The sequence below is a fragment of the Pseudonocardia sp. MH-G8 genome (assembly GCF_002262885.1).
In the GTDB taxonomy this organism is placed as follows: domain Bacteria; phylum Actinomycetota; class Actinomycetes; order Mycobacteriales; family Pseudonocardiaceae; genus Pseudonocardia.
Genome location: NZ_NKYF01000003.1, coordinates 506198 through 518661, shown reverse-complemented (window position 1 = coordinate 518661; position 12464 = coordinate 506198). Strand labels below are relative to the sequence as shown.

Genomic DNA, 12464 nt, shown 5'->3' with positions numbered 1-12464 from the left:
AATGCCGGGGAGGGCGGAGCGGTGAGTGAGTTGGCGAGCCCACCGTCTGGTGCGGCCACGCCTGGTGAGACGTCCGAGGAGGCCCCGCTGGTGCCGGAGCAGCAGCGCGCCGACGGGAGCGCGCCCGACGCCCCCACCGTGCGCACCACGCCCGCCCATGACGTCCCCACCGCTCCCGCGGTCCCACCCGTTCCGTCAGGCACGATCGCGGGCAGCCTGCTGGCCAGCCGGTACCGGCTGCGCACCCGCGTGGGCACCGATCCGGCCGCATGCGCGGAGTTCTGGCGGGCGGAGGACACGATCCTGCGCCGCGACGTCGCGGTCACCGTGCTGCGCAGGCCCGCGCCGGGCGCCGTGCTCGGGGACGACCTCAGCGACGTCGACCGGGCGGAGCAGATGGTCGTGCGGGCGCTGCGTTCCGGGAGCTTCGAGCACAACGGGGCCGCCCGCCTGCTCGACGTGCTCACACCGGGGGCTTCCACCGTTCCCGAGGACGTGCTCGGTGCCGCCGTCACGGAGTGGGTACCCGGCCGCAGCCTCGGCGAGGTGGTGGCCGACGGGCTGATCAAGCCGCTCGCCGCGGCCCGCGCCGTCGCCCCGCTCGCGGCAGCGGCCGAGGCCGCCCACCGGCACGGCCTCGTGCTGGGCTGCGACCACCCGCAGCGGGTGCGGATCACCCCCGACGGGCGCGCCCAGCTCTGCTTCGCGCTGCCGCGCTCGGACGTCACGCCCGCCGACGACGTCCGGGGTCTGGGTGCGGTGCTCTACACCCTGCTCACCACGCACTGGCCGCTGTCCTCGGCCGACGCCGCGCGGGCCGGGCTCGCCGCCGCCGAGCGCACCCCGGCCGGCGCGCTGCTGCCGCCGTCCGAGCACCGCCCCGGCGTTCCCGTCGAGCTCGACACGCTCACCAGCGGCACCCTCGGACCCGACGGCGCCCCCGGTCACGTGCACACCGCCGCCGCGGTCCAGCGCCTGCTGACCGAGGTCGTCGCCGAGGACGACCGGATGGCGCTGTTCCCGCCCGCGCACGACGGCGTCCCGTCAGCGCCCGGCGACGTGTGGCAGGAACGCAGCCGCACCACCACCACCTCCGGCGACCCGCAGCGGCGCCGCAAGATGACGATCGCGCTCACCGCGCTCGGCGCGGCGGTGCTCATGGTCCTCGGATACCTCGGGGTCCAGCTCGGGGACATGTTCGTCGAGAACGGCAGCCCGCCCATCGTCGTCGACGGGGCGCCCGTGCAGCCCGCCCCCGGGGAGGAGCCGCAGGTGGCCGCGAGCCCGGCGGGCCCCACGGTCGCCGTGGCCGGCGTGGACGTCTACGACGAGGTCGGGGACCGCGACAACGCCGACCGCGTCACCCGGGTGATCGACGGCGATCCCACCACGGCGTGGAACACGTCCAACTACTTCCAGCAGTTCCCCGCCCTCAAGCCGGGCATCGGGATCATGGTGTCCTTCGCCTCCGCGGTCCAGCTGTCGGAGGTGGTGATCGAGTCGCCGAGCCGCGGCACCGTCATCGAAGTGCGGTCCGCACCCAGCACCGAAGCGGCGCTCGCGGACACCGAGCGGATCACCGAGGTCACCCTCGGCGCGGGGCGCACCCCCGTGTCGCTCGACGGCAGCCAGCCGGTCGAGCACGTGCTGATCTGGATCACGAAACTGTCCGGTGGCGGCTCGGAGCACACCAGCGAGCTCGGCGAGATCGAGTTCCGGCGCGCCGGCGTCTGAGCCGGGCACCAGTTCTGCCGAACGCCCACGGGTCGGGGGTTCGCCGACCTAGTCTCCGGTCGTGGACGCCCCCGCCCCGACCGATGCGGATCTGCTCGCCGCGCACCGGTCGGGAGACGAGCAGGCGTTCGGCGAGCTGGTCACCCGCTACCGCGCGAAGATGTGGGGGATCGCGGCGCGCACGCTGCAGCACCCGGAGGACGCCGCTGACGTCGTCCAAGAGGCGTTGGTGTCCGCCTACCGCAGTGCCGGCAGCTACCGGGGCGACGCCTCCGTCCGCACCTGGCTGCACCGCATCCTCGTCAACGCCTGCATCGACCGGATCCGCAAGGAACGCAGACGCAGTACCGTTCCGGTGGCCGACGTCGAGCCGTGGCTGCGGCGCGGCGACGTCGCCGCCGAGGTGGTCACGCGGCTGTCGGTCGAGCGGGCGCTGGCAACCCTGCCGGCACCGCAGCGGCTGGCGGTGGTGCTGGTGGACGTGCAAGGTTGGCCACTGGGCGAGGTGGCCGAGATCCTCGAGGTCCCGGTCGGCACGGTGAAGAGCCGCTGTGCGCGGGGCCGGGTGCGGCTGGCCGTGCTGCTGGGCCACCTGCGGGAGGAGGAGCGATGACCGTAGGACCACGCCCCGAACCCCCGATCGATCTCCTCGCCGACCTCGACGCCGGCCTGCTCGACCCCGCCGCGTCGGCGGAGGTACGCGCACTCGCCGCAGACGACCCCCGTGCGGCCGCCGTGCTCGGCGCGCTCGGGGCCACGCGTGCCGATCTGGCCGAGCTCGCCGACCCGCCGGTTCCCGCGGACGTCACCGCACGCTGGGACGCCGCACTGGCCGCGGAGCAGGAGTCGCGGCTGCCGGGCGGCCCGGTGGCGCCTGCTGATCCACCCCGTCCCCCCGCCCCTGCAGGAGCGGTGCCGGAGCCGAACCGCACGGGCGACGGACCGCAGCCCCCGCGGTTCGACCACCCCGGCCGACGCCGGCCGTGGTCGTACCGGCCTCGACCCACGCTCCTCGCCGCCGCCGTGCTCGCTGCTGCGGTGGCCGGCGGTGTGCTCTGGGCACCCGAGGCGCCCGCGCCGCTGCCGATCGAGGAGGTGGACCTGGTGGGCACCGGGCTCGCCGTGCGGGGCCGGTTCGACGTCGGAGACCTCGCGGACCCACACCGCCGCAGCGGATGCCTACGCGAGGCGGCACCGCCGGGTGTGGCCGCGGACGCACCCCTGCTGGGCGGGCGCGACGTCGTCCTCGGCGGGCGCCCGGGCGTGCTCCTCCTGCTGGCCACCGGCCGGCTCGGACAACTGGACGTCGTCGTCGTCGATCCGCACTGCGGACCGGAGGGCGGCACACTCCTCGGTCTGCAGCGGATCGGCAGGTGAGACCGCTCACGTCCGTGTGGTGAGCCCCCACCCTCCCCGGAATGCCCGTTCCTGGGATCGTGTTACAGGGCGTGTACGCGACGAGGGAGGACGAATCCGTGAGCACCGACCCAAGCAGGGGCGACGACGTGCGCGAACTGATCATCATCGGGTCGGGCCCGGCCGGTTACACGGCGGCGGTCTACGCCGCGCGCGCCCAGCTGCGCCCGCTCGTGTTCGAGGGCACGCAGTTCGGCGGCGCGCTGATGACCACCACCGAGGTCGAGAACTACCCCGGCTTCGTCGAGGGCATCATGGGCCCCGAGCTGATGGAGCAGATGCGCGGGCAGGCGCAGCGCTTCGGCGCGGAGCTGCGCGCCGAGGACGTCGAGGAGGTATCCCTCGAGGGCGACGTCAAGACCGTCCGCGCCAACGGCGTCACCTACCGCTCGCGCGCCGTCATCCTGGCGATGGGCGCCGCGGCCCGCTACCTCGACGTCCCGGGGGAGCAGACGCTGCTCGGCCGCGGTGTGAGCGCCTGCGCCACCTGTGACGGGTTCTTCTTCCGCGACCAGGACATCGCGGTGATCGGCGGCGGCGACTCGGCGATGGAGGAGGCCACCTTCCTCACCCGCTTCGCACGCTCGGTGACCATCGTGCACCGTCGTGACGAGTTCCGCGCCTCCCGGATCATGCTGCAGCGCGCGAAGGACGACCCGAAGATGCGCTGGCGCACGGGCGTCGAGGTCGTCGAGGTGCTCGGCGAGGGCAGCGTCTCCGGCCTGAGGCTGCGCGACAGGGAGACCGGTGAGGAGTCGACCCTCGACGTCACCGGCATGTTCGTGGCCATCGGGCACGACCCGCGCAGCAGCCTCGTGAAGGACGCGCTGGCCACCGACGAGAACGGGTACGTCGCGGTCGAATCGCCGAGCACGCGCACGGCGATCCCGGGCGTGTTCGCTGCAGGCGACCTCGTCGACCACACCTACCGGCAGGCGGTCACGGCCGCCGGGTCCGGCTGCTCGGCGGCCATCGACGCCGAGCGTTGGCTCGCCGAGGGCCCGGTACCCAGCGAGCTCGCCGGCGGCGGCTACGGCGCCGTCGCCGAGCAGGTGGCCGCCGTCACCGGCTGACCACACCGTCGTCTCACCGTCACTTCCACGGAAACGGAGAACCCCATGGCCAACACCGTCGAGGTCACCGACGCCTCGTTCGAGAGCGCCGTCCTCAACAGCGACAAGACCGTCGTGGTCGACTTCTGGGCCACCTGGTGCGGGCCGTGCAAGATGGTCGCCCCTGTGCTCGACGAGATCGCGGGCGAGAACAAGGAGAAGCTGACCGTCGCGAAGCTGGACATCGACGCCAACCCCGGCACCGCCCGGGACTACCAGGTGATGTCCATCCCCACGATGATCGTGTTCAAGGACGGCAAGCCGGTGAAGCAGATCGTCGGCGCGAAGCCCAAGGCTGCGCTGCTGTCCGACCTCGCCGACTACCTCGGCTGAGCAGCAACACGCCGCGGTGCCCCGCCCCGGTTTCCGGGGCGGGGCATCGCTGTGTGCACGGTTTATCACGACACGAACACGCCTGGATACGGGCCGCTGTCCGTGCGTTCGCAACCGACAGGGCACAATGGGCCCCGGCCCGGCGGGGCGGGCCGGACCGGGAAGAGCGAGCCACGACCAGTGAGCGAGGGGTGCATGCAGCTGCTGCGCCGAGGTGACAGCGGTCCGGGTGTCGTCGAGATCCGATCCACCCTGCGACGGTTCGGCCTCCTGACGGCCACCCCCGCCGACACGCCCGAGGATCTGTTCGGCGCTGACGTCGAACAGGCCGTCCGGGCCTTCCAGCAGCAACGCGGCCTGATCACCGACGGGCTCGTCGGGCCGGCCACCTACCGCGCCCTGCGCGAGGCGGGCTGGCAGCTCGGGGACCGGATGCTCGCCCTCATGATCTCCGCACCGATGAGCGGCGACGACGTCGTCGCCCTGCAGGAGCGGCTGCTCGAGCTCGGGTACGACCCGGGCCGGGCCGGCGGTGTCTTCGACGAGCAGACCGAGGCCGCGCTGCGGAAGTTCCAGCGCGAGTACGGCCTCGTCCCTGACGGGTTGTGCGGCCCCGCCACCCTGCGTTCGCTGCGTCAGCTCGGCCGGAAGGTCACCGGCGGCCGGCCGCACCTGCTGCGCGAGCAGGAGCTCCTGAGGCAGGCCGGTCCGCGGCTGCGCGGCAAGCGCATCGTCGTCGACCCGGGGCACGGCGGGCCGAACCGCGGCGTCGTCGTCGCGGGCGTGGCAGAGGCCGACATCGTGTGGGACCTCGCCCGCAGGCTCGTCGGCCGGATGGCCGCCACCGGGATGGACGCGATGCTGTCGCGGCAGGAGGACACCTGCCCCACCGACCCGGAGCGCGCAGCCCTGGCGAACTCCGCCGGCGCCGATGTCGTGCTCTCGCTGCACACCGACGCCAACCGCAGCATGCACGCACACGGGCTCGCCACGTTCCACTTCGGCAACGGCTCCGGTGCCACGTCCACGGTGGGGGAGGCGCTCGCGGGGTTCATCCAGCGCGAGCTGCTCATCCGCACCGGCCTCCAGGACTGCCACTCCCAGGCCCGCACGTGGGAGTTGCTGCGGCTCACCCGGATGCCCGCGGTGCGCGTCGAGATCGGCTACCTCACCCACCTCGGGGATCGGCGCAAGCTCCTCGATCCGGCGTTCCGCGATGTGGTGGCCGAGGGCATTCTCGTGGCCGTCAAGCGGCTGTACCTGCTCGGCCAGGACGACCAGCCGACCGGAACGTTCACGTTCTCGGACGTACTGGCCCGCGAACTCGAGCGCGGCGGCGCTCAGGCCATCTGAGAAGCGATCTTGACCCGGCTCCGGCCCATCGGGTTCGGACCCTGCCGGGAGGCCGTCAGGATGGCGTACACGGCGCCCTGAACGCGCTTCTGACGACCGCCCCGGCGCCGGTCGGTACCCGAGGTAGGGGTGCCGGGGCGGCGCCGCTGGTCTGCATCGGGATCGTGATGCTGCCGAGCAGCTGCTCGAGCGCGGCCTCCACGTCTTCCTTCCACGTGATCCCCGAGCGGAGCTCCATCCGGAGCCGGGGGTAGCGCGGGTGCGGACGGATCGTCTTGAACCCGACGCCTCGCAGGAAATCGGCGGGGATCAGGCAGCCGGGCTCGGAACCCGGACGCTGCTCGCCGAACACCTCGATCGCCGTGACACCGCGCCGCGTCAGATCCCGCACCACGGCCTGGGCGAGCATGCGGCCCAGCCCTTCATCGGCGAACTCCGGTAGCACCTGCATGGTGGTGAGGAGCACCGCGTCCGCGCTCACCGGACCGGTCGGCATCTCCGCCGCACGCGGCACGGCGGACGGCGGCGCGTAGATGACGTATCCCGCCGGGGCACCTGCCATGTAGACGACGCGGCCGCACGAGCCCCACTCGAGCAGGACCTCGGAGACCCACGCCTCCTTCTCCAGCTCCGGCGAGCCGAAGTCGGACGCCTGGCTACCGAGGCGCTCGGAGAGCTCCCAGTAGACGCATCGGCGACACCGCTTGGGCAGATCGTCCAGATTGTCCAGAGTGAGTGGCGCCACGTGCCAGGACAAGACCAACCTCCGGCGGCAGAACCACGAGTGAGACGCCGTCGCTCGACGCGCCGACCCGACGACGATAGATCGATCCGCCTCCTGACGACAGCCCACCTTCTGCGACCGGTGGCTCACCCACGACGATCGGCAGGAGATTCCTCCATCCTGGTTACACTTGGGCCCCGTCGCCGAGGATCCGGGAGGTCCTACCGTGCCGCAGCCGGCCACGCCCCCACCATCGTCCAGCGCCATCGTGCCCGCGACGGGGGCGGCAGCGGCGGCACCGGCACCCACGGAGCGGTTCGCCGCACGCACGGCCGGCATGACCGCGTCCGAGATCCGTGCGCTGTTCGCCGTGGCGAGCCGGCCCGAGGTCGTCTCGCTCGCCGGGGGCATGCCCAACCTCGCGGCCCTTCCGCTGGATTCGCTCGCCGGCGAGGTCGGGGACCTCGTCGCCCGCGACGGGCAGGTCGCCCTCCAGTACGGCTCGGCGCAGGGCGTCCCGGCGCTGCGCGAGCAGATCTGCGAGGTGATGGCACTCGAGGGCATCCGCGCCGACCCGGACGACGTCGTCGTCACCGTCGGCTCGCAGATGGCACTGGACCTCGTCACCCGCATCTACTGCGACCCGGGCGACGTCGTGCTGGCCGAGGGCCCGTCCTACGTCGGCGCGCTCGGGAGCTTCGCCGCCTACCAGGCGCGCGTCGTGCACGTCGCGATGGACGAGCACGGCCTCGTCCCCGAACTGCTGCGCGAGGCGCTGGGGTCGCTGGCGGCCCAGGGGATCACCCCCAAGCTGCTGTACACGATCCCGAACTTCCACAACCCCGCAGGCGTCACGCTGGCGGTCGAGCGGCGTGCCGAGGTGCTCGAGATCTGCGCCTCCTACGGCGTCGCGGTCGTGGAGGACAACCCGTACGGCCTGCTGGGCTTCAGCGGTCGCACCTACCCGGCGCTGCGTTCCCTCGACCGCGACGTCGTGTACCTGGGGTCGTTCTCGAAGACGTTCGCGTCCGGCCTGCGCGTCGGCTGGGCGCTCGTGCCTCCCGCGGTCCGCGACCGGCTCGTGCTCGCCGCGGAGTCGGCCACGCTGTGCCCGCCGAGCTTCACGCAGATGCTCGTGTCGCGCTACCTGGCCGGCCACGACTGGCGCAGCCAGATCAAGACGTTCACCGAGGCCTACCGCGAGCGGCGGGACGCACTGCTCGACGCACTCGAGACCTACCTCCCCGACGGGTGCACGTGGAACGTCCCCGACGGCGGCTTCTACGTGTGGCTGACGGTGCCCGAGGGGGTCGACACCAAGGCGATGCTGCCGCGGGCCGTCACCGCCCGCGTGGCGTACGCGTCGGGCACCGGGTTCTACGCCGACGGCTTCGGCACCCGCCAGCTGCGGCTGTCGTACTGCTACCCGACACCCGAGCGGATCACCGAGGGCGTTCGCAGGCTGGCCGGCGTCCTCGAGGCGGAGCTCGACGTCATGCGCACGTTCGGCACGCCGGCGCGACCCGCGTTCGGTGCAGGGGGCCCGCAGACGCCCAGCCCCAGCACGCCCTGATCCCACCGGGGCGTGCCCACTTGATCCCCGTAGCGCAGAATGCGGCGGTGATCGAACGAACGGTGGCAGTGCTTGCCGGTGGGCTCTCGCACGAGCGTGAGGTGTCGCTGCGGTCGGGCCGCAAGCTGGCCGCCGCGCTCCGCCGCGCGGGTGCGGACGTCCGCGAGTGGGACGTCGACGGGGCGCTCGTCGCCGAGTTGCGCCGCGACCGCCCGGACGCCGTCGCGATCGCCCTGCACGGGGGAGAGGGCGAGAACGGCTCCGTGCAGGCGGTGCTCGAACTGCTCGGCATCCCGTTCGTCGGCACGCCCGCACAGGCGTGCCGGCGTGCCTGGGACAAGCCGACCGCCAAGGCGGAGCTCGCCCGGTCCGGGATCGACACCCCGGACTGGGTGGCCCTGCCGCACACGACGTTCCGCGCCCTCGGGGCCCAGGCCGTGCTCGACGCGATGGTCGACCGGCTCGGCCTGCCGCTGATGCTCAAGCCCGATCAGGGCGGATCCGCGCTCGGCGCGCAGGTCGTCACCGCGCGCAGCGAGCTCCCCGCCGCGATGGTCAGCTGCCTCGCCTACGCCGACACCGTGCTCGCCGAGCGGTTCGTCACCGGCACCGAAGTGGCCGTCACCGTGGTCGACGACGGCGACGAGCCCCGGGCCCTCCCCCCGGTGGAGATCGACGTCCGGGACGGCGTCTACGACTACACGGCGCGCTACACGCCCGGCAGGGCCACCTTCCACTGCCCGGCACGGTTGGACCCACCGGTGCTCGCCCGACTGGAGGAGACCGCCCTCGCCGCCCACCGGCTGCTCGGGCTGCGCGACGTCTCCCGCACGGACGCGGTGGTCGACGAGAACGGATCCGTCCAGGTGCTCGAGGTGAACGTCTCCCCGGGGCTCACGGAGACCTCGCTGCTGCCGACCGCTGTGCGCACCGCCGGCATGGACCTGGGCGAGCTGTACGCCGCGCTCGTCGAGCGTGCGATCGCCCGCAGCCCTTCCCCCTGACGGCAACCGACGTTGTTCCACGTGAAACACGCGTCTCGCCGCGGGCACCGTTTCACGTGAAACACGACCCGGCCAGCTGCCTCTACCCCGCAGCTGTTCGGGCGTGTGTGGTCTTCCGGGGCCGCCGGCCCATCCTCTCCCTCGGAGGCGCTCCATAGCGCACCGCCTCCGAACCCGGCGGGACGGCGGACCGACCGGCGCTCCTCCTGGAGGAGGTTCGGATCGCTGGTGCCGGAGGATGCAGCACCCGATCTGCTGGACGAAACCCGATGGCCGCCCCTGAGGTTCGTGAGGGCGGAAGTGAGTCCATCCGGTGTCGCCGGGGCGGATCGCCGCGACGGTGGAGGACCCGGGCGGGGTGTGTGACATCGTCGTGCAACCGGCCGCGCTCTTCGACGCGCAGTGGCAGTGATTCCTCGACCAGGTGCGCGCCGAGGCCGGGCACGGCTCAGCAGCGGCGTGCCCGACGCTGGGAGTTGGCACGCGCCGTCGAAGCGGGATTCGACCGCCCGCGGTGCGATTCGCCGAGCGGTGCCGTCCCCGACGCCTCGAGTGCAGCCGGCCGACGACCACGCGCGTCCACTCTCCAGCCTGCGTCGGCCAGGCGGGTGCTCTGCCTGGTCGGCCACCCGCCCTGTTTCACGTGAAACACGGAGGACGGGGCGAACTGACGGGTGGAGGCCGGTCTCGCAATCAGGGGCCGTGCCGGGCACATGCGCGCTGAGTTCCTACGTCGACCTCGCCGAGCCACGCCACCTTCTGCCGCGCACCAGATGCCCGGTGAGGAGTAGCTGCGGTGGTCGGTGCGGGCAGCGAGACCTGTCGAAGCCCCACCCCACCCGTCACCCATCGACGTGCGGGCCGCTACTGGTTCCCGTCGGCAGCTCGGCGCCTCCGGCTGGGGACGAGCCGGCGAGATCCCCGACAAACCGCGGGCGGAGGCGGCGACTCCACGGAGCCGCCCGATCCTCGTGCGGTTCGATCGGGCGCACGACTGCGAGGCGAGCGCGTGAATCGGCAACGTGCCGGCGCCGGCCACCGGAACGATGAGCAGCCGCAGGCATGAGCGCCACGCGTCTCGACCGTGACGCCTCCACGCTCACCGAGAAGGACTTCGTCGACGAGGTGGAGTGGGGGAGTCCGACTCCGACCGATCGGGCTGGGCTGCTTCTGCGGCCCATCCCTCCAGGCACCCGGCTGGGATGTTCCACGTGAAACACATCGCCCACCGGCGGCCGCGCGACGGCGGGGGACCGCAGGCACATCGAGCCGGCACGGGTGGATGCTCAGTGCGCCGTGTCTCCTTCGGCGCGCCCCCGTTCCCGGACCGGCGAAGACCTCCGGGTCGGTGGGCTTCGGTCAACAGCGGTTGCGGGTGTCTCCCACGCCGCACTGACGGCGATCCTGGGCCGGGACCGGATGACGTCGCTGAACCCCGTCTACACGGTGGGGCACCAGAGCGCCGAGGCAGGCGGGCACCAGGACGTCCCGAAAGGACGCGGCGGGCGGGTCGGCGTCGCGCGCGCAAGTCTCGAGGCCGCGCGCTGCCGTTCCGTCCGGCGAGTCCGAGGGCGCGTGCCACCCCTGGTCGTCCGGCCCGCCGAGCAGCTGCCCGACGCCGTACCGGTTCGGCGGGGCGGTCGAGCGAGGCGAGCGCATCGCTCGGCCCCGCTGCAGAATGGCCAGCCGACGGGGTGGTCCCGGCCGACGACCGATCCCGGCGCACCGGCGGGACGAACCCGCTCCGGCGAAGTCGGCGTCGAGCACCGCGGGCGACGGTGCCCGACGGGCGCCGGGCGGCCGGCGCCCGTCGGGTCGAGCGCGCGATCGTCGTGATCGTCAGTTCGATGTCGGAACGGTCGTATCGAGCGCGGTTCCAGATCGCGTCGTCAGCCCCTGGACGACCGGCCGTCGTCTGCGGCGATCCTGCGGAGCCGGGGCTGGAGGTCGTGCGGGTCATCGGTGATCACGGGTCGGTCGGCCATCATCGGAGATCGACTGGCGACCCATCTCGCCGATGGGCGCGCAGCACTCGACCCCGCCGCTCCTGGAGTGACCGTGTGTCGTCGTTCGCGACCGCGTTCGGCGGAACCGCGGGTCGGTCGCGCAAGGACCTGCGGGCGCCGGCAGCTGGGGTACCGCAGGCTGGAGGAGGCTCGAGATCTCGAGTCCTGCGTAGCCGCCGGGTCCGGGTCATCCATGTGAGGACGGCGGTGCCCGGCCAACCCGACCACGGCCACGGCCACGGCCAAGGCGGACCCCCTGCTCGGTGACGGCCGCGGACGCGCTCCACGCGCGCAACCCGTGCTGGTGTTCCACGTGAAACAACGTCCGCGAGCGCGCCCCGTTCCGCGCTGCCGCTCGAACCCGCCCCCTGGGCCCGGCCCGTTGCGGCGCCGGTCGATCGTCCACCAGCGAGCAGGTCCACCACGAGCAGCGCAGCGAACGGGGAGAAGAACACGACGTGGTGCTCGGGACGCAACAGGTCCGGGAACGGGCGGGGCACCACGGGCGAGGTCACCGTGCGCCCGTGCCGATCGCCCAGGAGCCGCGATCGCAGCGTGCGTGCCGAGACCGGCGGGGTGTGCGTGTAGACGCCGCGGGCGTTCGGGATCCGGTACGGGCCCAGTCCCTGCGTGCCCCGTTGCCCACGATCGCGCCGGTGGAGGAGGCGTAGGCGCCACCGTCGAACAGGATGCCGGCCGCGGCGTAGACCAGCGTGCCGTCGGGTTCGGCGCCGAACCCGTAGCGCAGCCACGCGGAGTGGCGGTGCACGTGCCCGAAGAACGATTCCTCGCAGTTCTGGCTCGTCTTCCGGCGTACACGGCGAGCCGGCAGGCGTGGACGTGAACCCCGCGCGTCGACCGAAGCCGGCCGCGAGGATCCGGGCACCCGGCGCGGTTGGGGGATCCGGCACTTGTTCCCCCTGGAGCGCCCGGCCCGCCGACAGAACGACCGGGGCGACCCGGCATGGCGGGCAACGGACGCGTGCTCCGTCGAGCACGCGCGTCCGGAAGCGACCACCGCGAGATCCGGCCCGCGGACGGGGACCGAACGGCCGGGGCCGGCTGACCCGGTCGGGAGGGTGCGGCCTCCCCGGGCGACTCATGGCCGCTGACGCCCCGGTTCCGGATGCCGCGGCCCCGGGCTGGGTCGTACGCGCCGACGAGGTGCCGCATGCGACGGCGGCTCGCGACGCCCGGGATACCCCTCGC

Annotated in this window: 9 protein-coding genes and 1 pseudogene; 8 read left to right on the top strand and 2 right to left on the bottom strand. The window is 73.1% G+C overall.

The genetic code is table 11. The features are described from left to right. Nucleotides 1-21: 21 nt before the first annotated feature. The 6 genes and pseudogenes from CFP66_RS11910 (at nucleotide 22) to CFP66_RS11885 (ending at nucleotide 5948) form a co-directional block, all read left to right on the top strand. Entirely contained in the window at nucleotides 22-1734 is a 1713-nt protein-coding gene (locus tag CFP66_RS11910; RefSeq protein ID WP_143517227.1) for a protein kinase family protein, read from the top strand. Between the two features lie 61 nt (nucleotides 1735-1795). Next, on the top strand, nucleotides 1796-2347 hold the full coding sequence (gene sigM / locus CFP66_RS11905) for an RNA polymerase sigma factor SigM (RefSeq protein ID WP_094922991.1): 552 nt from the start codon (nucleotides 1796-1798) through the stop codon (nucleotides 2345-2347). Further along, a complete protein-coding gene (locus CFP66_RS11900; RefSeq protein WP_094922989.1) occupies nucleotides 2344-3111 on the top strand; it encodes a hypothetical protein in 768 nt (255 codons plus the stop codon). The genes sigM and CFP66_RS11900 overlap by 4 nt, the downstream gene beginning before the upstream one ends. Nucleotides 3112-3209: 98 nt before the next feature. Next, complete coding sequence (trxB, locus tag CFP66_RS11895) at nucleotides 3210-4223, top strand: thioredoxin-disulfide reductase (RefSeq protein ID WP_233159341.1); 1014 nt, start codon at nucleotides 3210-3212, stop codon at nucleotides 4221-4223. Nucleotides 4224-4265: 42 nt separating this feature from the next. Then, a pseudogene (gene trxA, locus CFP66_RS11890) lies at nucleotides 4266-4595 on the top strand (thioredoxin); the annotation flags it as partial. 195 nt (nucleotides 4596-4790) lie between these two features. After that, nucleotides 4791-5948, top strand: a complete 1158-nt coding sequence (locus tag CFP66_RS11885) for an N-acetylmuramoyl-L-alanine amidase (protein WP_094922985.1) — start codon at nucleotides 4791-4793, stop codon at nucleotides 5946-5948. 55 nt (nucleotides 5949-6003) lie between these two features. Here the strand turns inward: CFP66_RS11885 and CFP66_RS11880 are convergent, their stop codons facing one another. After that, on the bottom strand, nucleotides 6004-6705 hold the full coding sequence (locus CFP66_RS11880) for a GNAT family N-acetyltransferase (protein WP_143517226.1): 702 nt from the start codon (nucleotides 6703-6705) through the stop codon (nucleotides 6004-6006). 235 nt (nucleotides 6706-6940) lie between these two features. Here CFP66_RS11880 and CFP66_RS11875 point away from each other — a divergent pair, with 235 nt between their 5' ends. Together CFP66_RS11875 and CFP66_RS11870 are read left to right on the top strand one after the other, a co-directional pair. Beyond that, nucleotides 6941-8245, top strand: a complete 1305-nt coding sequence (locus CFP66_RS11875) for a PLP-dependent aminotransferase family protein (protein ID WP_369805026.1) — start codon at nucleotides 6941-6943, stop codon at nucleotides 8243-8245. Between the two features lie 47 nt (nucleotides 8246-8292). Continuing rightward, a complete protein-coding gene (locus CFP66_RS11870; RefSeq protein ID WP_094922983.1) occupies nucleotides 8293-9249 on the top strand; it encodes a D-alanine--D-alanine ligase in 957 nt (318 codons plus the stop codon). Nucleotides 9250-11766: 2517 nt separating this feature from the next. Here CFP66_RS11870 and CFP66_RS48535 read toward each other — a convergent pair. Then, entirely contained in the window at nucleotides 11767-12024 is a 258-nt protein-coding gene (locus CFP66_RS48535) for a hypothetical protein (protein WP_198961383.1), read from the bottom strand. Nucleotides 12025-12464: the final 440 nt, after the last annotated feature.